The organism is Pseudomonas sp. BT-42-2 (genome assembly GCF_025847435.2).
Lineage (GTDB): Bacteria > Pseudomonadota > Gammaproteobacteria > Pseudomonadales > Pseudomonadaceae > Aquipseudomonas > Aquipseudomonas urmiensis.
Map to the genome: position 1 here is coordinate 1 of NZ_JAOYTM010000029.1, position 20,643 is coordinate 20,643.

Annotated in this window: 21 protein-coding genes; 15 read left to right on the forward strand and 6 right to left on the reverse strand. The window is 61.6% G+C overall.

Translation table 11 applies throughout. From position 1 onward, the window contains the following. Window positions 1-81: 81 nt before the first annotated feature. On the reverse strand, window positions 82-969 hold the full coding sequence (gene gluQRS, locus OIU19_RS24780; RefSeq protein WP_264237220.1) for a tRNA glutamyl-Q(34) synthetase GluQRS: 888 nt from the start codon (window positions 967-969) through the stop codon (window positions 82-84). A 57-nt stretch (window positions 970-1,026) separates the two neighbouring features. Next, the gene (gene dksA / locus OIU19_RS24785; protein ID WP_264237221.1) at window positions 1,027-1,476 is read right to left on the reverse strand and encodes an RNA polymerase-binding protein DksA; all 450 of its coding nucleotides are present in this window, start codon (window positions 1,474-1,476) and stop codon (window positions 1,027-1,029) included. 212 nt (window positions 1,477-1,688) lie between these two features. On the opposite strand from dksA, the gene OIU19_RS24790 reads away from it, so the two are divergent. Both OIU19_RS24790 and sfsA read left to right on the forward strand, forming a co-directional pair. Next, complete coding sequence (locus OIU19_RS24790) at window positions 1,689-2,861, forward strand: pyridoxal phosphate-dependent aminotransferase (protein WP_264237222.1); 1,173 nt, start codon at window positions 1,689-1,691, stop codon at window positions 2,859-2,861. Continuing rightward, window positions 2,861-3,574 carry a DNA/RNA nuclease SfsA gene (gene sfsA, locus OIU19_RS24795; RefSeq protein ID WP_264237224.1) on the forward strand — a complete coding sequence of 238 codons (714 nt, stop codon included), beginning with the start codon at window positions 2,861-2,863 and terminating at the stop codon, window positions 3,572-3,574. The genes OIU19_RS24790 and sfsA overlap by 1 nt, the downstream gene beginning before the upstream one ends. Here the strand turns inward: sfsA and OIU19_RS24800 are convergent. Next, on the reverse strand, window positions 3,564-3,881 hold the full coding sequence (locus tag OIU19_RS24800) for a Rieske 2Fe-2S domain-containing protein (protein WP_264237226.1): 318 nt from the start codon (window positions 3,879-3,881) through the stop codon (window positions 3,564-3,566). The two genes, sfsA and OIU19_RS24800, sit on opposite strands and share 11 nt — an antisense overlap. A gap of 163 nt (window positions 3,882-4,044) precedes the next feature. Here OIU19_RS24800 and OIU19_RS24805 point away from each other — a divergent pair, with 163 nt between their 5' ends. From OIU19_RS24805 to OIU19_RS24820, 4 genes are read left to right on the forward strand one after another with little or no spacing between them, the layout of a single operon-like run. Then, window positions 4,045-4,929 carry a hemin ABC transporter substrate-binding protein gene (locus OIU19_RS24805; protein ID WP_264237228.1) on the forward strand — a complete coding sequence of 295 codons (885 nt, stop codon included), beginning with the start codon at window positions 4,045-4,047 and terminating at the stop codon, window positions 4,927-4,929. A gap of 50 nt (window positions 4,930-4,979) precedes the next feature. Further along, window positions 4,980-5,963 carry an iron ABC transporter permease gene (locus OIU19_RS24810; RefSeq protein WP_264237238.1) on the forward strand — a complete coding sequence of 328 codons (984 nt, stop codon included), beginning with the start codon at window positions 4,980-4,982 and terminating at the stop codon, window positions 5,961-5,963. Continuing rightward, window positions 5,963-6,730 (forward strand): heme ABC transporter ATP-binding protein, encoded by a 768-nt coding sequence (locus tag OIU19_RS24815; protein WP_264237229.1) that lies wholly within the window; start codon window positions 5,963-5,965, stop codon window positions 6,728-6,730. The genes OIU19_RS24810 and OIU19_RS24815 overlap by 1 nt, the downstream gene beginning before the upstream one ends. A gap of 12 nt (window positions 6,731-6,742) precedes the next feature. Further along, window positions 6,743-7,639, forward strand: coding sequence for a ChaN family lipoprotein (locus OIU19_RS24820; protein WP_264237230.1), 897 nt, complete (start codon window positions 6,743-6,745; stop codon window positions 7,637-7,639). Window positions 7,640-7,929: 290 nt separating this feature from the next. Here the strand turns inward: OIU19_RS24820 and OIU19_RS24825 are convergent, their stop codons facing one another. The 3 genes from OIU19_RS24825 to OIU19_RS24835 all read right to left on the reverse strand — a co-directional run bounded on the left by OIU19_RS24825 (window position 7,930) and on the right by OIU19_RS24835 (window position 10,463). Then, window positions 7,930-8,208 (reverse strand): TfoX/Sxy family protein, encoded by a 279-nt coding sequence (locus tag OIU19_RS24825; RefSeq protein WP_264237231.1) that lies wholly within the window; start codon window positions 8,206-8,208, stop codon window positions 7,930-7,932. 239 nt (window positions 8,209-8,447) lie between these two features. Continuing rightward, window positions 8,448-8,801, reverse strand: coding sequence for a pentapeptide repeat-containing protein (locus OIU19_RS24830; RefSeq protein WP_264237232.1), 354 nt, complete (start codon window positions 8,799-8,801; stop codon window positions 8,448-8,450). Between the two features lie 99 nt (window positions 8,802-8,900). After that, a complete protein-coding gene (locus OIU19_RS24835; protein WP_264237233.1) occupies window positions 8,901-10,463 on the reverse strand; it encodes a bifunctional aminoglycoside phosphotransferase/ATP-binding protein in 1,563 nt (520 codons plus the stop codon). Window positions 10,464-10,571: 108 nt separating this feature from the next. Between OIU19_RS24835 and mrcB the strand changes: the two genes are divergently transcribed. From mrcB to msrQ, 9 genes are all read left to right on the forward strand, one after another. Next, window positions 10,572-12,893: a penicillin-binding protein 1B gene (mrcB, locus tag OIU19_RS24840; RefSeq protein ID WP_264237234.1), complete on the forward strand. Its 2,322-nt coding sequence runs from the start codon at window positions 10,572-10,574 to the stop codon at window positions 12,891-12,893. 61 nt (window positions 12,894-12,954) lie between these two features. Next, window positions 12,955-13,716, forward strand: a complete 762-nt coding sequence (locus OIU19_RS24845; protein WP_186556461.1) for a tetratricopeptide repeat protein — start codon at window positions 12,955-12,957, stop codon at window positions 13,714-13,716. Then, a complete protein-coding gene (locus OIU19_RS24850) occupies window positions 13,716-14,048 on the forward strand; it encodes a YqcC family protein (protein WP_264237235.1) in 333 nt (110 codons plus the stop codon). The genes OIU19_RS24845 and OIU19_RS24850 overlap by 1 nt, the downstream gene beginning before the upstream one ends. 408 nt (window positions 14,049-14,456) lie before the next feature. Continuing rightward, entirely contained in the window at window positions 14,457-16,181 is a 1,725-nt protein-coding gene (locus OIU19_RS24855) for an acetolactate synthase 3 large subunit (protein ID WP_186556459.1), read from the forward strand. Between the two features lies 1 nt (window position 16,182). Then, window positions 16,183-16,674 carry an acetolactate synthase small subunit gene (ilvN, locus tag OIU19_RS24860; RefSeq protein WP_003250040.1) on the forward strand — a complete coding sequence of 164 codons (492 nt, stop codon included), beginning with the start codon at window positions 16,183-16,185 and terminating at the stop codon, window positions 16,672-16,674. 53 nt (window positions 16,675-16,727) lie between these two features. Continuing rightward, the gene (gene ilvC / locus OIU19_RS24865) at window positions 16,728-17,744 is read left to right on the forward strand and encodes a ketol-acid reductoisomerase (protein ID WP_033701544.1); all 1,017 of its coding nucleotides are present in this window, start codon (window positions 16,728-16,730) and stop codon (window positions 17,742-17,744) included. A gap of 150 nt (window positions 17,745-17,894) precedes the next feature. Next, window positions 17,895-18,746: a CDP-diacylglycerol--serine O-phosphatidyltransferase gene (pssA, locus tag OIU19_RS24870; protein ID WP_186556458.1), complete on the forward strand. Its 852-nt coding sequence runs from the start codon at window positions 17,895-17,897 to the stop codon at window positions 18,744-18,746. A gap of 77 nt (window positions 18,747-18,823) precedes the next feature. Further along, window positions 18,824-19,837 (forward strand): protein-methionine-sulfoxide reductase catalytic subunit MsrP, encoded by a 1,014-nt coding sequence (msrP, locus tag OIU19_RS24875; protein WP_264237236.1) that lies wholly within the window; start codon window positions 18,824-18,826, stop codon window positions 19,835-19,837. Further along, on the forward strand, window positions 19,837-20,448 hold the full coding sequence (gene msrQ, locus OIU19_RS24880) for a protein-methionine-sulfoxide reductase heme-binding subunit MsrQ (RefSeq protein WP_264237237.1): 612 nt from the start codon (window positions 19,837-19,839) through the stop codon (window positions 20,446-20,448). The genes msrP and msrQ overlap by 1 nt, the downstream gene beginning before the upstream one ends. The last annotated feature ends 195 nt before the right edge of the window (window positions 20,449-20,643 follow it).

A 20,643-nucleotide genomic window follows, 5' to 3' on the forward strand; every position in this document is an offset into this window, starting at 1 on the left:
AAGCCCGCTCCCACGCCTGTCTATCTTCAACAGGGCGCAGGCGTGGGAGCGGGCTTGCCCCGCGATAGAGTTGGCACAGGCTCAGCGCAGATCGGCCTCTGGCACGGTCATTCGAGAGGCGATGGCATCAGGCCTCCATTGCTGTCGCGCCACTGCCAGCACTTCGCCAGGGCTGGCACTCTCCAGCGCCGGATCAGTCGCTTGCCCCAGCGCCCGCAACGCCCTTAGCAATAGCGGTGTGGCCTGCTCAGGCGCCAGCGGCGGCGAGCGATAGGACTTGCCCAATTTGTGCCCATCCGGCTGGATGATCAGCGGAATATGCAAGTAGCGCGGCTGGGAAAACCCCAGCAGCTCTTGCAGATACAACTGGCGCGGAGTGTTGTCGAGCAAGTCAGCCCCACGCACGATGTCGGTCACACCTTGCCAGGCATCGTCCAGCACCACCGCCAATTGGTAGGCATACAGCCCATCGCGACGCTGGATGATGAAATCGCCCACTTCGCGGCCCAGATGCTGGGCGAACTCGCCTTGCACCCGGTCATTGAAGCGGTAGGTCAGCTCTGGCACTCGTAGCCGAATCGCCGCGCCTTCGCGAGCATGGCCGGCATTGCGGCACGTGCCTGGATAAATACCGTTGCTCCCCTCCAGCTGCTTGCGCGAGCAGGTGCAGGCATAGGCCAGGCCCTGGCGGAACAGCCGTTCGACCACCTCGGCGTACGCAGCATGGCGCTGGCTTTGGAACACAACCTCGCCATCCCACTCCAGGCCGTAACCTTCCAGGGTATGCAAGATGGCATCGCGTGCGCCGGGCATCTCGCGCGGTGGGTCGGTGTCTTCCATGCGCAGCAGCCAACGGCCACCCACGGCACGGGCATCCAGCCAGGAGGCCAGGGCGGCGACCAGTGAGCCAAAGTGCAGGAAACCGCTAGGGGTTGGGGCAAAACGGCCGACGTAGGGTGATGGGGTCATGGGCGTACAGTATCTACAAATGAAACGGGGCGCCTTGAGCGCCCCGTTCGGTGGAAGTCAGGCTCCCTTGCCAACCGCCTTTTCTTTCTTTTCCGCAAGCTCTTTGCAATCGAAGCACAGATCGGCAGTAGGGCGAGCTTCGAGTCGGCGCAAGCCAATTTCGATGCCGCAGCTCTCGCACCAGCCGTACTCTTTGTCCTGAATCAGTTGCAGGGTCTTGTCGATCTTCTTGATCAGCTTGCGCTCGCGGTCACGTGCGCGCAATTCAAGGGCAAACTCTTCCTCTTGCGTGGCACGGTCTGCCGGGTCGGCGAAGTTGGCCGCCTCTTCCTTCATGTGGTCCACGGTCTTGTCGACGCCGACCATCAGCTCCTGCTTCCAAGCGTTCAGGATATTGATGAAGTGCTTGCGCATGGGTTCACCCATGTACTCCTCACCCTTGGTCTCCTGATAGGGCTGAACCCCATAAAGATTTTGACTGGCTTTTTGCTTTTCTTGGGTGGACATGAATAGACCGCCTCTCACTCATCTGATCCAATGCGCAGGATGCTCCATCTCCGGCGACCGCCGGCCCTGCGACTGCGAGCCGCCGAACTTACCAGATAGATCGGGGGTGCGCTAGCCCGGCCGATCCTACGTGTTGACAGCGGCATGAGCCGCCCGTTCAGTGGCGTACAACGGTTGAACAACTAGTTTAGACCCAATTGAGAGAAGGCCCCATGGCTCAGCCCTACAGCGCGCGCAGCCGCGCCATCGAACCCTTTCATGTCATGGCACTGCTGGCGCGGGCCAACGAATTGCAGGCGGCGGGCCGGGATGTGATCCACCTGGAGATCGGCGAGCCGGACTTCACCACCGCCGCGCCGATCGTCGCGGCGGGGCAGGCCGCCCTGGCCGACGGGCATACCCGTTACACCGCCGCGCGGGGCCTGCCGGCGCTGCGTGAGGCGATTGCTGGCTTCTATGCGCAGCGCTACAAGCTGGCGATCGACCCCGAGCGTATCCTCATCACCCCAGGCGGTTCCGGCGCGCTGCTGCTGGCCAGCAGCCTGCTGGTCGATCCGGGCAAGCACTGGTTGCTGGCCGACCCTGGCTATCCGTGCAACCGCCACTTCCTGCGCCTGGTCGAAGGCGGCGCGCAGCTGGTGCCGGTGGGCCCTGAGGTCAACTACCAGCTCACCGCCGAATTGGTCGAGCGTCATTGGGACAACGACACGGTAGGCGCACTGGTCGCGTCACCGGCCAACCCGACCGGTACCGTTCTGGACCGCGAGGCCTTGGCCAGCCTGTCCAAGGCCACTCGCGAGCGGCATGGCCACCTGGTGGTGGACGAGATCTACCACGGTCTGACCTATGGCATGGACGCCCCCAGCGTGCTGGAAGTGGACGACGAAGCGTTCGTTTTGAATAGTTTTTCCAAGTATTTCGGCATGACCGGCTGGCGCCTCGGCTGGTTGGTTGCGCCGCCGAACGCGGTCGGCGATCTGGAGAAACTGGCGCAGAATCTGTACATCAGTGCACCGAGCATGGCCCAGCATGCCGCGCTGGCCTGCTTCCAGCCCGACACCCTGGCGATTCTCGAAGAACGCCGCGGCGAGTTCGCCAAGCGCCGCGACTATCTGCTGCCAGCGCTGCGGGAATTGGGCTTTGGCATCGCCGTCGAGCCGCAGGGTGCCTTCTATTTATATGCCGACATCAGTGCGTTCGGTGGCGATGCGTTCGCCTTCTGCCGGCACTTCTTGGAAACCGAGTTCCTGGCCTTCACCCCCGGCCTGGATTTTGGTCGCCATCAGGCGGGTCATCATGTGCGCTTCGCCTACACCCAGAGTCTGCCGCGTCTGCAGCAGGCTGTTGAGCGTCTTGCCCGTGGTCTGCGGAGCTGGCAAGGCTGATGGCATTCTTCCCTTTGCTCGAACAGGGGCGGCTGCTGCGCCGCTATAAACGTTTTCTGGCCGACATCGAGCTGGCCAATGGCGAACAGCTGACCATCCACTGCCCCAACACCGGCTCAATGCTCAATTGCATGCGTGAAGGCGGGCAGGTCTGGTTCAGCCGCTCCAATGACCCCAAGCGCAAGCTGCCAGGCACCTGGGAAATCAGTGAGACGCCGCAGGGGCGGTTGGCCTGCATCAACACTGGCCGGGCCAATGCGCTAGTCGAAGAGGCCCTGCGCGCCGGGGTGATCAGCGAATTGGCCGGCTTTACTGCACTCAAGCGCGAAGTGGCCTATGGCGAGGAGGGCAGCCGGGTCGATTTTCGTCTGGAGTTCGCCAGTGGCCCGGCCTATATCGAGGTCAAGAGTGTCACCCTTGGCTACCCGGACACGTCAGTAGCGGCCTTCCCGGATGCGGTCACTCAGCGCGGCGCCAAGCACCTGCGTGAACTCGCGGGCTTGGCCCGCCAGGGCGTTCGGGCCGTGCAGCTGTATTGCGTCAACCTCACCGGGGTCGAAGCGGTGCGCCCAGCCGAGGAGATCGATGCGGCCTACGCCAGCGCCCTGCGCGCAGCCGTGGCCGATGGCGTCGAAGTGCTGGCCTATGGCACACGGCTGGATGCCTCACAGATCGTCATCGACCGGCCGCTGCCGGTGCTGCTCAATCCTTGAGCCAGATGCCCTGGCTGTCTTCCAGGCAGTCGAGGGCTTGCAACTGCTCACCCTCGCAGGGACCGGCCACGCATTCACCCGTCTCGATCAGAAACAGGGCGCCGTGATGGGCGCAATGAATCAGGCTGGCGCTGTCATCGAGAAAGCGATCGACTTGCCAGTTCAGCGTGATGCCTTTGTGCGGGCAGCGATTGCGGTAGGCAAACACCTGGCCTTGGCGGCGCACGGCAAACAGCGCCACGCCCGCTACGCTGAACGCGCGGCTGTGGCCTTCACCAAGGTGCTCGGAAGCGCAGAGAAAATGCATTGCAGGAACAGGCTCGTACAGTAAAGGAATGGAACAAACGGATGGCTTGACGCCTCAATGCGAATAATTATCAAATTGCCCGCATGCTGCGTGCGCTGTCTATGGTGCGCAGTTCCGCTGTTCGCCACAAGGCGCGCGGCTTGTCTTCTGCAAAGGAACTCCGATGATGCGCCGTCCCGCTGCCCTGATCGCCCTGTGCGCCGGTCTTGTTCTCTCCACCCAGGCTCTGGCCGCCGAGCTGCCGCAACGTTGGGTGAGCGCCGGTGGCGCCCTGAGCGAATGGATCAGCGCCCTGGGCGGCGAGCAGCGCCTGGTTGGCGTCGACACTACCAGCCAACACCCAGAGTCGCTCAAGGCTTTGCCCAGCATCGGTTACCAGCGCCAGCTGTCTGCCGAGGGCATTCTCAGCCTGCGCCCCGATGTGCTGGTAGGTACCGAGGAAATGGGCCCGCCGCCGGTACTGGCACAGATCCGCAACGCCGGTGTGCGAGTTGAGCTGTTCTCCAGCAAAGCTGAACTGGGCGCGGTGGAGCAAAACCTCACGCATTTGGGCAGCCTGCTCGGCGCTGAACGGCAAGCCCGCGAACTGGCCGCAGGTTACCGCCAGCAACTCGATGATCTACAGGCCAAGGTCAAGCAGGCCCAGGCCAGCCAGAAAGCGCCGGGGGTGCTGCTTTTGGTAGGTCACGCCGGCTCCAAGCCAATGATTGCCGGCCACGGCACCTCGGGGGACTGGCTGCTGCGTCAGGCGGGGGCGCGCAACCTGGCCGATCATCAGGGCTACAAGAACTTCTCGGTGGAAGCGCTGGCCGCCCTGGATCCGGACGTGGTGGTGTTCTCTGACCGTAGCTTGAGTGGTGAGCAGGCCCTGCAAGCGCTGGTGAAAGAGAACCCGGCACTGGCGGCCTCGCGGGCTATTCGCGACAAACGCTTGGTTTCTCTGGATCCGACCTTGTTGGTTGGCGGCTTGGGTCCACGCCTGCCGACGACCCTGCAGGAGTTGGCTGCCGCCTTCTATCCGCTGGCCAAGGCTAGCCTGGCCCAATGAAGCGGCGAGTCCAGCCGCGCACGCTGTTCATTGGCCTGAGTGGGCTGTGTTTGCTGGCAGTCTGGCTGTCGCTGGCGCTGGGGCCGGTCAGTCTGCCGCTAATCGATACCTTGCGTGCCGGGCTGCGCCTGCTGGGGTTGCCGGTAGCAGGCGACGGCCTGGAACAGGCCGAGCTGATCCTGGGGCAGATTCGTCTGCCGCGAACCTTGCTTGGGCTGGCCGTTGGCGCCGTGCTGGCGCTGTCAGGCGTGGCCATGCAGGGGCTATTTCGTAACCCACTGGCCGACCCGGGATTGGTCGGTGTCGCCAGTGGTGCGGCACTGGGCGCGGCGATCGCGATTGTCGGCGGCAGCTGGTTGGGCGGCATCCCTGAAGGGTTCGCACCTTATTTGCTGTCGGTCTGTGCCTTCGTCGGCGGCTTGGGGGTGACGGCGCTGGTCTATCGCCTGGGCCGACGCGACGGCCAGACCAACGTCGCCACCATGCTTCTGGCAGGTATCGCCTTGACGGCGTTGGCGGGCTCAGCGGTCGGCTTGTTCACTTACCTGGCCGATGACGCCACCCTGCGCACCTTGACCTTCTGGAACCTGGGTAGCCTCAATGGCGCCAGTTACCAGCGGCTGTGGCCGTTGATCCTGGTCACCGTCGCGGTGGCCGTCTGGCTGCCGCGCCGCGCCCAGGCGCTCAATGCGCTGTTGCTGGGCGAGTCAGAAGCCCGCCACCTGGGCGTCGAGGTGGAGTCGCTCAAGCGCGAGCTGGTGTTCTGCACCGCCCTGGGTGTCGGCGCTGCCGTGGCTGCCGCTGGCTTGATCGGCTTCATCGGCCTGGTGGTGCCGCACCTGGTACGCCTGGTGGCCGGGCCTGATCATCGCGTGCTGCTGCCGGCGTCGTTGCTGGCGGGCGGAGCGTTGCTGTTGTTCGCAGACCTGGTGGCGCGCTTGGCGCTGGCGCCGGCCGAGTTGCCAATCGGTATCGTCACCGCCTTCATTGGTGCACCGTTCTTCTTGCTGTTACTGATCAAGGGGCGCAACTGATGCTCGAAGTCGAAGGCCTGCATCTGCGCCGTGGCAGCACTGAGGTGTTGCACGATATCCAACTGAAGCTGCAGCCGGGGGAGATCCTCGGTGTGCTGGGCCCCAATGGCGCGGGTAAGAGCAGCCTGCTGGGGGCCTTATGTGGCGAGCTGATACCCAGCCAGGGCCAGGTGCGTCTGCTTGGTCGGCAACTGGCTGACTGGAGCGGGCAAGCGCGCGCGCGGCAGCTGGCGGTGTTGCCGCAAGTGTCCAGCCTTGGCTTTGCCTTCCGGGTCGAGGAAGTGGTCGGCATGGGGCGCTTGCCGCATGCCAGCGGCCAACAACGTGACCAGCAGATCATCGAGGCTGCGTTGCGCGCCGCCGATGCCTGGCACTTGCTCGAGCGCAGCTATCTAGCGTTATCCGGTGGCGAACGCCAGCGCGTGCACCTGGCGCGGGTGTTGGCGCAGCTGTGGCCGGGCGAAGCTGGCGCTACGCTGCTGTTGGACGAGCCAACCTCCATGCTCGATCCCTTGCACCAGCACACCACGCTGCAAGCGGTCCGCAGTTTTGCCGACCGGGGGGCGGCGGTGATGGTCATCCTGCATGACCTGAACTTGGCGGCGCGCTACTGTGACCAGATATTGCTGCTGGAACAGGGGCGCTGCCATGCACTTGATTCTCCACGCAAGGTCTTGACCCCTGAAGCGCTCAAGGCGGTGTACGGCATTGATGTGCTGGTGCAGGATCACCCGGAGCGCGGCCATCCGCTGATCATCACCCGTTAGGAGAACTGCTCGATGCGCCATCGCTTGCTGTTGTCGATCTGTGTGGCCTTGACCTTGAGCGGCTGTCAGGCACGCCAGGCCAGCTTGCCGGCGTTGCCAGCCTGGCAGGGTAGTGAAGGGCGCGACCATTCGCAGTTGGGGCAGATCCGCGACCTTGCCAGCGGCCAACTGATCAGCCCCCAGCAACTGCTTGAGCAATTGGCCGATGCACCGCGCGTGCTAGTGGGTGAGAAGCACGACAATCCCGATCAGCATGCCTTGCAGCTGTGGCTGCTGCGCGCCCTGGCCAGTCAGCGGGCGCAGGGCAGCCTGTTATTGGAGATGCTCCAGCCTGAACAACAGCCGCGGGTGGATGCCGTGGCTGCAGGCGGGCAACTGCCGGCAGACTTGCCCAAGGCGCTGGCCTGGCAGGAAGGCTGGGATTGGCAGTGGTATGGGCCGATCGTGCGCGAGGCGTTCGAGCTGCAAATACCGTTGCTGGCCGCCAACCTTTCCAGCAGTGAGATGCGTCAGGCTTATCGGCAGCCTGTCTCGCTGCAGGGCGAGCGCTCCAATGCGCCTGCGGTCAAGGCTTCACTGTTGGCGCAGGTGCGTGATGGGCATTGCGGTTTGCTGCCCGAAAGCCAGCTGCCGGCGATGCTCGCGGTGCAGCAACAGCGTGATCGGCGCATGGCAGAGCGGATGATCGCCGCGCCTGAGCCGGCGTTGTTGTTTGCCGGTAGTTATCACGTGCGCAAGGATCTGGGGGTGCCGCTGCATCTGGCCGACCTTGGGGCCCAGGGGCAGACCAAGGTGGTGCTGCTGGCCGAGGTGGGGGAGCGGGTTGAGCCGGGGATGGCGGATTACGTCTGGTTCACCGCTGCGGTGCCGGAGCAGGACTATTGTGCGCAATTGCGTAAGGCGCATTGAACATCCATTGGCCTCATCGCGGGGCAAGCCCGCTCCCACGCAAACGACAGGCTTAGACGTAAGTAAGCTGCGTTGGAGCGGGCTTGCCCCGCGATGTGCCAAGCTCTGCCAGGCCCTGAAGTCCAGGCAAAAAAAGACCCGGCAAAAAGCCGGGTCAATAACCGTGATTAGCCTGATGAGGAGATAATCTGAGAGTCCGAACCAGGGGCTTTCAGGTTATCCAACCAGTCTCGCGACCAGTTGTGATAATCATAACGATTCTCATTTCTGCGTCAATCCCATTCCCCAACTTATTTCATATTTTTTTGCGTGGCGTTCTTCGCGTCCAACTGCTGGTTGAGCGCTTGCTTGCGTTCGGCAGGCAAATCGTTCCAGTGCATGTCCAGCAGGGCGCCTTCGATTGCGTACAACAACACCTTGGATGCACGAAAACCTCGGGTTCGTACGGCCTGGTATGCGCCCACCGCGCCCAGGCGACGCAAGTCCGACGCACTATGGATGCCGGCTGCGTGCAACCACTGGGCGGAGGTCTTGCCGAGGTTCTTCAGGTGCTGCAATTCATCGTTCATCGAGCCTCCTTGCGATGGCTGAACGGGTCGTATGAATAAATCGCGAGCAGGTCAGACAGGAGTGTAGCGGGGCTTGGCGGATACGCGGCGTTTTGCCATCGGAGCCGACGGGATGCCGCAGACCGTGGTAGCAGGCTCGGCCGCATCGCGGGGCAAGCCCGCTCCCACGCAAACGACAGACTTAGACTCAAGCTGCGTGGGAGCGGGCTTGCCCCGCGATGAGGCCCGCACCATCGGTATCAATTCCCAGAAATTGGCCGGTAACGCATACGGGTACCAAACTTGGCCGACATCAAGATCTCATCGGCACTCAGCTGGGCAGGGAAGTAAGTTCCGGAAATCTGCGCATGGGCAATGCTGGCGCCTTCCAGGCCATTTTCGCGCAGATCCAGGCCGCGCAGGTCGGAGGCGCGGAAGTAGGCATCGGTGAAGTCGATCCCCCGCACATCCAGTTCGCGCAGATCCAAACCGCGGAAATCCCCGCCACGAAAATCGATCACCGTGTCGGTAGGTTTCTCGCGATTGAAGGCGGCGATCTGCTCATCGCGCACGAGGGCGTACAGGGTGTTGTCCAGTTGCCGGGGCTGGTTCATGGCGGCGCCTCCTCGTGGGGTGTGATGATATTGTAATGCCATCACTGAACAGGCGCCGATGTTCAGGCGTGAAGTGTCGACTGCTTCACGTCTGGGTGCTTAAAGGCCGGGCAGGCGCTGGCGGATCTGTTCGATCAACTGGTCCATGCTGGCGCTTTCCTGGGTGTCTACGCGCTTGCTGTCGCGCAGTTCCTGCTCATTGAGCGGGTCGCGGCTGGCCTGTTGCGCCTTGACTACTTCCAAGGTGGCGTCGGATGGGTCGTCGTTGTCTGCCTGGCGCTGGGCCAACCAGCTTTCGATCACCGCCTGCGGCGCGTGGCAATCGAGGATCAGCAACGGCACGCCGGTCTGGCTGGCCACCTCGGCGGCGGCCTGGCGTTGTTCCTGCTTGAGGTAGGTGGCATCGAGCACAACCGGGAAACCTGCGCGCAGAATCACTTCCGCCAACTGATGCAGGCGCTGGTAGGTGGCGCCACTGGCGCTCTGGTCGTAGATCCCGGCTTGGAGCTGGCCCGCATTGGCCTGGGCTTGTTCACCGAACAGGCGCTTGCGTTCGACGTCAGAGCGCACGCGGATCGCGCCCAGCGATTCGACCAGGCGCATCGATACATGGCTTTTGCCAACCGCCGATACACCATGGGTGATGGCCAGCAGGCGCGAGGGGATCGCGCTATAGCTCTCGGCCAGGTTGGCATAGTTGCGGTAAGTGCGCAGGGTGGTGGCGCGCTGCACGCCGTCGGCATTGGTAGGCATGCTGAACAGGGCGACCTTGGCGCGTACCAGTGCGCGATAAGCCTTGTAGAAGTTGAGCAACTCCAGGCCCTGGTAGTCGCCGGTCAGCTCCAGATATTGGCTGATGAAACGCCGCGCAAGGCACTTCAGGCCGCGGTCTTCAAGGTCCATGGCGAGGAAACCGGTGTCAGCCCAGACATCGGTCTTGCGGAACGGCTCGTTGAACTCGATGCAATCGAACACCACCACCTTGCCATCGATCAGCGTAGCGTTACCCAGGTGGATATCACCATGGCACTCGCGGATGAAGCCGTTGGCCTTGCGCGCGGCGAACAGCTCGTGCAGGCGATCGAAGCTGCTGCGTGCCCAAGCCTGCAGTGCGTCCAGCTGTTGCAAGTCGGCCTTGTCGCTGAGGAATGGGCGGATTTGCTCGAAGTTCTGCTCAACCGGGGCCATCACGCTTTCAGGCGAGCCGAATGGCTGATCGGCCAGGACCTTGGGGGTCTGCTGGTGGAACTCGGCAATCTGTCGGGCCATCTGGTCGATGTGGCTGGCGTTCAGTTCGCCGTTGGCCTGCAAGGTGCTGAGCAACTGGCTTTGGGGAAACTGGCGCATGCGCAGGGCGAATTCGATCGGTGCACCTTCGCCACCGATTTGCGGCGCTTCGACGCTGCCGGTGATCGGCAGCACGTCCAGATACAGGCCTTCGGTCAGGCGCTGGTTCAGGCGCAACTCTTCGTTACAGAAATGCTCGCGCTGGGCCAGGCCGGTGAAGTCCAGGAAGCCAAAGTTCATTGGCTTCTTGATCTTGTAGGCGTACTCACCCGTGAGCAGCACCCACGAGATATGCGTCTCGATGAGCTGGAACCCGTCCACGGGATGAGGGTAGAGGGCGGGGTTCTGCAGGGCACTGATGAGGGCTTGGCTCACGGGCAATCCTTCCGGGGTAAGGGAATTCGAATGCGCCATTATGGTCAATGGTGCCGTCCCTGCATACCGCCGGGCCTGCCTTGACTAAAGTGCGTATAATCCGCCGCCATGACTCGATCCCGAAATTCCCGTACTGCGCAGAAACGCTCGACCGGCCGCTCCCGTGCCTGGCTGGGCTGGGCCCTGAAACTCAGCCTGGTAGGCCTGGTGCTGGTGGCCGGTTTTGCCATCTACCTCGATGCCATCGTCCAGGAGAAGTTCTCCGGCAAGCGCTGGACCATCCCGGCCAAGGTGTATGCCCGGCCGCTGGAGCTGTTCGTCGGCCAGAAGCTGAGCAAGAACGACTTCCTCACCGAGCTCGATGCCCTCGGCTATCGCCGCGAAAGCGCGGCCAATGGCCCGGGCGCGGCCTCGGTCAACGGCAATAACGTCGACCTCAACACTCGCGGCTTCCAGTTTTATGAAGGTATGGAGCCCGCGCAGTTCGTGCGCGTGCGCTTCTCCGGCGACTACGTCGCGGGCATGACCGGCGCCAACGGCGGCAAGCTCGATGTGGTGCGCCTGGAGCCGCTGATGATCGGCGGTATCTACCCGAAGAACCTTGAAGACCGCATCCTGATCAAGATCGACCAGGTCCCGCCGTACCTGCTGGAAACCTTGATCGCCACCGAAGACCGTGATTTCTACAGTCACTTTGGCGTCTCGCCCAAGGGCATCGCCCGGGCGGTGTGGATCAATACTTCGTCCGGCGCCATGCGCCAGGGGGGCAGTACCCTGACGCAGCAGTTGGTGAAGAACTTCTACCTGACCAACGAGCGCAGCCTGAGCCGTAAGCTGACTGAAGCCATGATGGCCGTGTTGCTCGAACTGCATTACGACAAGCGCGAGATCCTTGAGGCCTACCTCAACGAAGTGTTCGTCGGCCAGGATGGCCAGCGCGCCGTGCACGGCTTTGGCTTGGCCAGCCAGTTCTTCTTCAGCCAGCCGCTGCAAGAGCTCAAGCTGCATCAGATTGCCCTGTTGGTCGGCATGGTCAAGGGGCCGTCGTATTACAACCCGCGGCGCTACCCTGAGCGGGCCCTGATCCGCCGTAACCTGGTGCTCGATCTGCTCGCCGAGCAGGGTGTGGCGAGTAAGGAAGTGGTCGAGGCGGCGAAGAAGATGCCGTTGGGCGTCACCAAGCGCGGCAGCCTGGCCGACAGCTCGTTCCCGGCCTTCCTCGACCTGGTCAAGCGACAGCTGCGCCAGGATTACCGCGACGAAGACCTTACCGAAGAAGGTCTGCGCATCTTCACCAGTTTCGACCCGATCCTGCAGATGAAGGCCGAAACCGCCATGAGCGAGACCTTCAAGCGTCTGGCCGGGCGCAAGGGTTCGGATGCGGTCGAGTCGGCGATGGTGGTAACCAATCCTGAGACTGGCGAAGTTCAGGCGTTGATCGGCAGCCGTCAGTCGGGCTTTGCCGGGTTCAACCGCGCGATCGATGCCGTGCGTCCGATCGGCTCGCTGGTCAAACCGGCGGTGTACCTGACCGCGCTGGAAAAGCCGAGCAAGTACACCCTGACCAGCTGGGTGCAGGATGAGCCGTTCTCGGTCAAAGGCGCCGACGGCCAGGTCTGGCGTCCGCAGAACTACGATCGCCGTCCGCACGGCACCATCTACCTGTATCAGGGGCTGGCCAATTCCTACAACTTGTCCACCGCCAAGCTCGGCCTGGAAGTGGGCGTGCCGAACGTGATCAAGACCATTGGCCGCCTGGGCGTCAATGTTGACTGGCCGGCGTTCCCGTCGATGCTGCTGGGCGCTGGCGGCATGTCGCCGATGCAAGTCGCGACCATGTACCAGACCATCGCCAACGGCGGTTTCAACACGCCGATGCGCGGTATCCGCAGCGTACTGACCGCCGAGGGCGAGCCGCTCAAGCGGTATCCGTTCCAGATCCAGCAGACCTTCGATCCAGGTGCCATTTATCTGGTGCAGAACGCCATGCAGCGGGTCATGCGTGAGGGTACCGGGCGTTCGGTTTACAGTGTATTGCCGAACAACCTGACCCTGGCGGGCAAGACCGGCACCAGTAACGATTCGCGCGACAGCTGGTTCTCCGGCTTCAGCCAGGATCTGCTGGCGGTGGTATGGCTGGGCCGCGACGACAACGGCAAGACGCCGTTCACTGGTGCCACCGGCGCCCTGCAGGTGTGGACCAGCTTCATGCGCAAGGCCGATCCGTTGCCGCTGGACATGCCGCAACCGGATAACGTGGTGCAGGCCTGGATCGATCCGTACAGCGGCCAAGGCTCCGACAGTAGCTGTCCGGGAGCGGTGCAGATGCCGTATATTCGCGGCAGCGAACCGGCCGCAGGGGTTGCCTGCGGCGGTGAGCAGAATCCGGCTGAGTCGGTCATGGACTGGGTCAAGGGTTGGATGAATTGAGCACTGCTGGCCTGGGCGGATCAACCCCCAGGCCAGCAGCCGCATTTGAAGAGGGTGTGAAGTGAACAAGTGGTGGTTTCCTGCCTTGACGGCATTGGCCATGCTCCATGGCTGCGCCAGCGTTCCACGCGGCAACATTCCGGTGGTCGACTCGAGCACCCGGGTATCTAACAGCGAGCGCGTTACTGCCAACCGTGCTGCGACCCAGGCCGGCAACGGCACCTCGCAGGCGCAGGCACTGACGGAAGATTCCGGGGTTACCGTGATGATCCCGCAAGGGGCGGGCGCATCGTCCATCCAGACCTTCCCCGCGGGCAATGGTGCAGCACCCATCAGCACTGCACCGATCAGTACCGGTCCGATCACCACCAATCCCAACCCGATCGCTGACGAGCCGTTCGACATCGCCTCGATGAGTAGTACGCCAGCTGCGAGCAGCGCGCCGACTGGGATTCCGCGTAGCAATACGGCCGCCGGCAGCCTGTCGGCCGACGAACAGCTCGATGGCCCGGTGCTGGCGCTGCTGACCACCGCCCAGCAGCAACAGGGCAGTGGCGACTTCAATGGCGCCTCGTCGAGCCTGGAGCGTGCCCAGCGCATCGCCCCGCGTGAGCCGCAAGTGCTGTTCCGCCTGGCGCAGGTGCGTTTGTCGCAAGGCGATGCGGCCCAGGCCGAACAGCTGGCGCGTCGTGCCCTGACCTACGCCAATGGCCGTCCAGACCTGCAAGCCGAACTGTGGAACACCATCGCCCAAGCCCGCGAGAAACAGGGTGACAGCGCAGGTGCAGCGCTGGCGCGACAGAAGGCACGGGTCAATCTGTGATGATCGAGCAACGTATTCTCGATATCGCTGATCACTTGTTGCTGATCGAGCACGAACTGCGTGCGCAAGGCTGGTGGAGTGAGCAATCACCCAGTGCCGAAGCGCTTGCCAGCGTGGTGCCGTTCGCCGTTGATTCGATGGGCTTCGAGCAGTGGCTGCAGTGGATTTTCCTGCCACGAATGAAGCTCATTCTCGAACACGGGCATCCCTTGCCAAATGCCTCGGGCATCCTGGTGATGGCTGAAACGGTTTTCGTCGATCGCCCAGAGCAGAGTCGCGCGCTGCGTCGACTGCTGGCGGAATTCGATCAATTGATCAGCCCATCCGCCTGATTTCTTCTCTTTTTCTTTCAAGAGCCGCAGATTGCGGCTCTTTTTTTGTCTTTTGTTTGTTTTTCTGCTGCTGTCAGATCTATTCGTGGTGGAACGAATTCATCCTGAGGAAAAATTGGCAATAATTTTTCTTGACTTAATCGCGGCGAATCACAAGAATCCAGTTTCCGCTTTAGAGGGACTGCCAGAAGCAGACCCGCTAAGCAGATCATGAGGCGCACACCCGCGCCGACTTGTTACACCCCGCAACGCGTTACCTCGCGCTGGGTGGGAAAACCCCGCAACACTCTGGGGTGCTCCCAATACTTGCTCAGTCAGTGCTGACGTTCGCTCATGCTCTGCTTGGCAGTAAACCTATTAAGACCCGTCCACTAGGGGCGGTATTCTGGCGTTTTAGAGGTGAACAACGTGGAGCTTTTATCTGGCGCTGAGATGGTCGTCCGCTTTTTGCGTGACGAAGGCGTTAAGCACATCTACGGGTACCCTGGCGGTGCTCTCCTTCATGTTTACGACGCGCTGTTCAAAGAGCCGGAAGTCGAGCACATCCTGGTTCGTCACGAGCAGGCGGCAACCCACATGGCCGACGGTTATGCCCGCGCTACCGGCAAGGCTGGTGTAGTGCTGGTAACCTCAGGTCCGGGCGCCACCAATGCCATTACCGGCATTGCTACCGCGTACATGGATTCGATTCCAATGGTCATCCTGTCGGGCCAGGTGCCTAGCACCATGGTCGGCACCGATGCCTTCCAGGAAACCGACATGATCGGTATCTCGCGGCCGATCGTGAAGCACAGCTTCATGATCAAGCACGCCTCGGAAATCCCGGAAGTCCTGAAAAAAGCCTTCTACCTGGCGCAATCCGGCCGTCCCGGCCCGGTCGTGGTCGACATTCCAAAAGATATGACCAACCCGGCCGAGAAGTTCGAGTACGTCTATCCGAAGAAGGTCAAGCTGCGTTCCTACAGCCCAGCCGTACGTGGCCATTCGGGGCAGATCCGCAAGGCAGCCGAGATGATCCTCGCCGCCAAGCGTCCGATCGTCTACTCCGGTGGTGGCGTGATCCTCGGCGGCGGCTCCGAAGCGCTGACCGAAATCGCCAAGTCGCTGAACCTGCCAGTCACCAATACCCTGATGGGCTTGGGCGGCTTCCCGGGTACCGACCGCCAGTTCCTCGGCATGCTCGGTATGCACGGCAGCTTCACCGCCAACCTGGCCATGCACAATGCCGACGTGATCCTGGCGGTGGGTGCGCGTTTCGATGACCGTGTGATCAACGGCCCGGCCAAGTTCTGCCCGAACGCCAAGATCATCCACATCGATATCGACCCGGCCTCGATCTCCAAGACCATCAAGGCCGACGTACCGATCGTAGGTCCGGTCGACAGTGTGCTCAGCGAAATGCTGGCAATCCTCAAGGAAATCGGCCAGCAGCCTGACAAGGCCGCGCTGGACGCCTGGTGGAAGCAGATCGAAGAGTGGCGTGGTGATCGCGGCCTGTTCCCTTACGACAAGGGCGACGGCAGCGTGATCAAGCCGCAGACCGTGATCGAGACCCTGTGTGAAGTGACCAACGGCGACGCGTTCATCACGTCCGACGTTGGCCAGCACCAGATGTTCGCGTCGCAGTACTACCGCTTCAACAAGCCAAACCGTTGGATCAACTCCGGCGGCCTGGGCACCATGGGCTTCGGCTTCCCGGCGGCGATGGGCGTCAAGCTCAACTTCCCGGATGACGATGTCGCCTGCGTGACCGGTGAAGGCAGCATCCAGATGAACATCCAGGAGCTGTCGACCTGCATGCAGTACGGTTTGCCGGTGAAAATCGTCAACCTCAACAACGGTGTACTGGGCATGGTTCGCCAGTGGCAGGACATGTCGTACAACGGCCGTCACTCGCATTCGTATGTCGAGTCGCTGCCGGACTTCGTCAAGCTGGTCGAGGCCTATGGCCATGTCGGTATCCGCATCACCAGCCTGAAGGACCTCAAGCCCAAGCTTGAAGAAGCCTTCGCCATGAAAGACCGGTTGGTGTTCATCGATATCGCAGTCGACAGGACCGAGCACGTCTACCCGATGCAGATCAAAGACGGCTCGATGCGTGACATGTGGCTGAGCAAGACGGAGCGTACCTGATATGCGGCACATCATTTCCCTGCTGCTGGAAAACGAACCCGGTGCCTTGTCTCGCGTGGTCGGCCTGTTCTCCCAGCGCAACTACAACATTGAAAGCCTGACCGTGGCGCCGACCGAGGACCCAACCCTCTCGCGCCTGACCCTGACCACCGTTGGCCACGACGAAGTGATCGAACAGATCACCAAGAACCTGAACAAGCTGGTGGAAGTGGTGAAGCTGGTCGACCTGTCGGAAAGCGCTCACATCGAACGCGAACTGATGCTGGTCAAGGTCAAGGCCACCGGCGCCCAGCGCGCCGAGATCAAACGCACCACCGACATTTTCCGTGGGCAGATCGTCGACGTAACCGCCAGCGTGTATACCGTGCAACTGAGCGGCACCAGCGACAAACTGGACAGCTTCATCCAGGCGATCGGCACCGCATCGATTCTCGAAACCGTGCGCAGTGGAGTCACCGGCATTGCCCGTGGCGACAAAGTGCTCAGCATCTAACTTCAAAAATTAGCGATGGCTCCACTAGGGCCGAGATATAACAGGGGTATTTCATGAAAGTTTTCTACGACAAAGACTGCGACCTTTCCATCATCCAAGGTAAGAAAGTCGCCATCATCGGCTACGGTTCGCAAGGCCACGCCCAGGCGTGCAACCTGAAGGACTCCGGTGTAGACGTTACCGTCGGTCTGCGTAAAGGTTCGGCTACCGTTGCCAAGGCAGAAGCTCACGGCCTGAAAGTTGCCGATGTGGCTACCGCTGTCGCTGCTGCCGACCTGGTCATGATCCTGACCCCGGACGAGTTCCAGGGCGCTCTGTACAAGAACGAGATCGAGCCGAACATCAAGAAGGGCGCTACCCTGGCCTTCTCCCACGGCTTCTCGATCCACTACAACCAGGTCGTTCCGCGTGCCGACCTCGACGTGATCATGATCGCGCCGAAAGCTCCGGGCCACACCGTGCGCTCCGAGTTCGTCAAAGGCGGCGGTATCCCTGACCTGATCGCGATCTACCAAGACGCCTCGGGCAACGCCAAGAACGTTGCTCTGTCGTACGCCGCTGGCGTCGGTGGCGGCCGTACCGGCATCATCGAAACCACCTTCAAGGACGAGACTGAAACCGACCTGTTCGGCGAGCAGGCTGTTCTGTGCGGCGGTACCGTCGAGCTGGTCAAAGCCGGTTTCGAAACCCTGGTTGAAGCGGGCTACGCGCCAGAAATGGCCTACTTCGAGTGCCTGCACGAACTGAAGCTGATCGTTGACCTCATGTACGAAGGCGGCATCGCCAACATGAACTACTCGATCTCCAACAACGCCGAGTACGGCGAGTACGTGACTGGCCCAGAAGTCATCAACGAAGAATCCCGCAAGGCCATGCGCAATGCTCTGAAGCGCATCCAGGACGGCGAGTACGCGAAGATGTTCATCTCCGAAGGCGCCACCAACTATCCATCGATGACCGCCAAGCGTCGTAACAACGCCGCCCACGGTATCGAAGTGATCGGTGAGCAGCTGCGTTCCATGATGCCTTGGATCTCGGCTAACAAGATCGTCGACAAGGCTAAGAACTAAGTCTTTGCGATGAGATGAAAACGCGGCTTCGGCCGCGTTTTTTCGTTTAGGCGGCTCGCATCTGGTATAAAGCGACCAGTGGCTTGCTGTCAGAACCTGTTTTGCAAGCCCGTGTCGAAACATTTTCCACTCAGTTGCAAGGTAATTTTCATGAGCGAACGTCCCGAAGAGCCGAACAAGCCCTCCGACGCCGAAAGCCTGCTACCTGTCGATGAGCATGTTGAAGAGGGGCATGACGCCGAAGGGCGTAAGGTGCGGCATCGCGGCATCTACCTGCTGCCCAACCTGTTCACCACTGCCAACCTGTTCGCCGGCTTTTACTCGATCATCAGCTCGATCAGCGCGCAGAGCGCCATGAGCGCAGGTGATCCCCGCGAGGCGAGCAAGTATTTCGCCTTTGCTGCCATCGCCATTTTCGTGGCCATGGTGCTCGACGGCCTCGATGGTCGTGTAGCGCGCATGACCAACACCCAAAGCGCCTTTGGCGCCGAGTACGACTCGTTGTCCGACATGGTCGCCTTCGGCGTCGCTCCGGCACTGTTGGCATTCGGTTGGGCACTGGGCGACATGGGCAAGGTCGGTTGGATGGTGGCCTTCATCTATGTTGCGGGCGCGGCGTTGCGTCTGGCCCGTTTCAACACCCAGGTCGGCACCGCCGACAAGCGTTACTTCATCGGTCTGGCCAGCCCGGCTGCGGCAGGTGTGGTGGCCGGTACTGTCTGGGCGTTTAGCGATTTCGGCATCCAGGGTTCCAAGCTGTCGTTCCTGGTCGCGCTGCTGGTCGCCGCTGCCGGCATGCTGATGGTCAGCAACGTCAAGTACAACAGCTTCAAAGAGCTCGACCTCAAGGGGCGCGTGCCTTTCGTGGCGATCCTGGCCGTGGTGCTGGTGTTTGCCGTAGTGTTCAGCGATCCGCCGCGCATCCTCCTGCTGATCTTCCTCGGCTATGCGATCTCGGGCCCGGTGCAGTACTTGCTGCGGGTGCGTCGGCGAAAAGCCTGAAGTTGATTTAATGCTGGAATAACCTGCCGGCTCCACAGTCTTACGGGTACATCAGTTGCCCGTACTGTGGAGCCGTTATGCTCATCAAGATCCCTCGTTCATCCGATTGCCAGGCTTCGGAGATCACCCCCGAAAGCCTCTATCTATCGCGTCGAGCCGTGCTGGGTGCCTCTTTGGCGGGTATTGCCGTGGGTGCGCTGCCAGGGTTGGCCAGCGCGGGCGAGCCGTCGCGCTATGCCGATGTCGCGCCTGGTGCGCCGCCGCAATGGTTCAGCGACAAGCTGGGCGCCGCTCGTTGGCAAGCGGTAACGGTCAAGGATGAGGCGATCACTCCGTTCAAGGATGCAACGCACTACAACAACTTCTACGAGTTCGGCACCGACAAGGGCGATCCGGCGGCCAATGCCGGTAGCCTGAAGACCGAGCCGTGGAGCCTGGTGGTCGATGGTGAGGTGGCCAAGCCCGGGCGCTATGCGCTGGAGGACTTCGTCAAGCCGTACCAGCTGGAGGAACGCATCTATCGACTGCGCTGTGTCGAGGCCTGGTCGATGGTCATCCCCTGGCTGGGTTTTACCCTGGCGGAGGTGCTCAAAAAGGTGCAGCCGACCTCGAAAGCGCGTTACCTGCGATTTGAGACGCTGCAAGATCCCAAAGTCATGCCGGGTCAACGTTCCTCATTTGCCTTGATCGACTGGCCGTATGTAGAGGGCTTGCGCCTGGATGAAGCGATGAATCCGCTGGCGATACTTGCGGTGGGCATGTATGGCCGGGAGTTGCCCAATCAGAATGGCGCACCGTTGCGCCTGGTGGTGCCCTGGAAGTACGGCTTCAAAAGTATCAAGTCGATTGTGCGGATCAGTCTGGTCGCCGAGCAACCCAAGACTACCTGGGAAAGCCTGGCGCCGACTGAGTATGGTTTTTATGCCAACGTCAACCCGAATGTCGACCATCCGCGCTGGACCCAGGCCCGCGAGCGGCGTCTGCCCAGCGGGCTGTTCAGCCCTAATGTGCGCGATACCTTGATGTTCAATGGCTACGGCGATGAAGTCGCCTCTCTATATAATGGGCTCGATCTGCGGAAGAACTATTGATGCGCTATCCCTGGTTGCGCCTGGCTATTTTTCTGCTGGGCTGCCTGTTTCCGGCGTGGTGGCTGTACGAGGCGGCGATGAATCTGCTGGGGCCGGACCCTGGCAAGATCCTGGTCGACCGCCTCGGGCTCGGTGCGCTGATCTTCCTGCTGATAACCTTGAGCATGACTCCTCTGCAGCGTTTGACGGGGTGGTCAGGCTGGATCGTGGTGCGTCGGCAGCTGGGGCTGTGGTGCTTTGCTTATATAGTGCTGCACATGACCGCCTATATGGTGTTCATCCTCGGTTTGGATTGGGGGCAGTTGGGCGTCGAACTGCGTAAGCGCCCGTACATCATCGTTGGCGTGCTGGGGTTTATTGGCTTGCTGGCGCTGGCGGTCACCTCCAATCGCTACAGCCAACGGCGCTTGGGCGCGCGTTGGAAGAAGCTGCATAAGCTGGTGTATGTGATCCTTGGGTTGGGATTGCTGCATTTTCTATGGATTGTGCGCTCGGATCTCAAGGAGTGGGCCATCTACGCATCTATAGGTGCTGCCTTGCTGGCACTACGTATTCCGGCCGTGTGGCGGCGTGTGCCGCGGCTTATAGGTGGGCGGGGCAGGGCGGTTTGAAACATATTTGAAATAAAGTGTTGACGGCCTGTCGAAACCCCTTATAATGCGCCCCACTTCCAGCGTAGTTGGAGCAGAAAACTCCTTGATTATCAACGAGTTAGATGTTTCAGGCGGTACTGGAGGTGCTTCGATCTTCTGATCGGCAGCGGTGAAAAAGGTAGTTGACAGCAGCTTGTAACGCTGTAGAATTCG

Excerpts from the sequence above, each read along its gene's own strand:
- OIU19_RS24815 (WP_264237229.1), top strand. The coding sequence starts at position 5,963 with ATGCTCGAAGTCGAAGGCCTGCATCTGCGCCGTGGCAGCACTGAGGTG.
- mrcB (WP_264237234.1), top strand. The coding sequence starts at position 10,572 with ATGACTCGATCCCGAAATTCCCGTACTGCGCAGAAACGCTCGACCGGC.
- OIU19_RS24820 (WP_264237230.1), top strand. The coding sequence starts at position 6,743 with ATGCGCCATCGCTTGCTGTTGTCGATCTGTGTGGCCTTGACCTTGAGC.
- ilvC (WP_033701544.1), top strand. The coding sequence starts at position 16,728 with ATGAAAGTTTTCTACGACAAAGACTGCGACCTTTCCATCATCCAAGGT.
- OIU19_RS24825 (WP_264237231.1), bottom strand. The coding sequence starts at position 8,208 with ATGAACGATGAATTGCAGCACCTGAAGAACCTCGGCAAGACCTCCGCC.
- OIU19_RS24830 (WP_264237232.1), bottom strand. The coding sequence starts at position 8,801 with ATGAACCAGCCCCGGCAACTGGACAACACCCTGTACGCCCTCGTGCGC.
- OIU19_RS24800 (WP_264237226.1), bottom strand. The coding sequence starts at position 3,881 with ATGCATTTTCTCTGCGCTTCCGAGCACCTTGGTGAAGGCCACAGCCGC.
- OIU19_RS24790 (WP_264237222.1), top strand. The coding sequence starts at position 1,689 with ATGGCTCAGCCCTACAGCGCGCGCAGCCGCGCCATCGAACCCTTTCAT.
- msrP (WP_264237236.1), top strand. The coding sequence starts at position 18,824 with ATGCTCATCAAGATCCCTCGTTCATCCGATTGCCAGGCTTCGGAGATC.
- dksA (WP_264237221.1), bottom strand. The coding sequence starts at position 1,476 with ATGTCCACCCAAGAAAAGCAAAAAGCCAGTCAAAATCTTTATGGGGTT.
- OIU19_RS24805 (WP_264237228.1), top strand. The coding sequence starts at position 4,045 with ATGATGCGCCGTCCCGCTGCCCTGATCGCCCTGTGCGCCGGTCTTGTT.
- msrQ (WP_264237237.1), top strand. The coding sequence starts at position 19,837 with ATGCGCTATCCCTGGTTGCGCCTGGCTATTTTTCTGCTGGGCTGCCTG.
- OIU19_RS24850 (WP_264237235.1), top strand. The coding sequence starts at position 13,716 with ATGATCGAGCAACGTATTCTCGATATCGCTGATCACTTGTTGCTGATC.
- pssA (WP_186556458.1), top strand. The coding sequence starts at position 17,895 with ATGAGCGAACGTCCCGAAGAGCCGAACAAGCCCTCCGACGCCGAAAGC.
- sfsA (WP_264237224.1), top strand. The coding sequence starts at position 2,861 with ATGGCATTCTTCCCTTTGCTCGAACAGGGGCGGCTGCTGCGCCGCTAT.
- gluQRS (WP_264237220.1), bottom strand. The coding sequence starts at position 969 with ATGACCCCATCACCCTACGTCGGCCGTTTTGCCCCAACCCCTAGCGGT.
- ilvN (WP_003250040.1), top strand. The coding sequence starts at position 16,183 with ATGCGGCACATCATTTCCCTGCTGCTGGAAAACGAACCCGGTGCCTTG.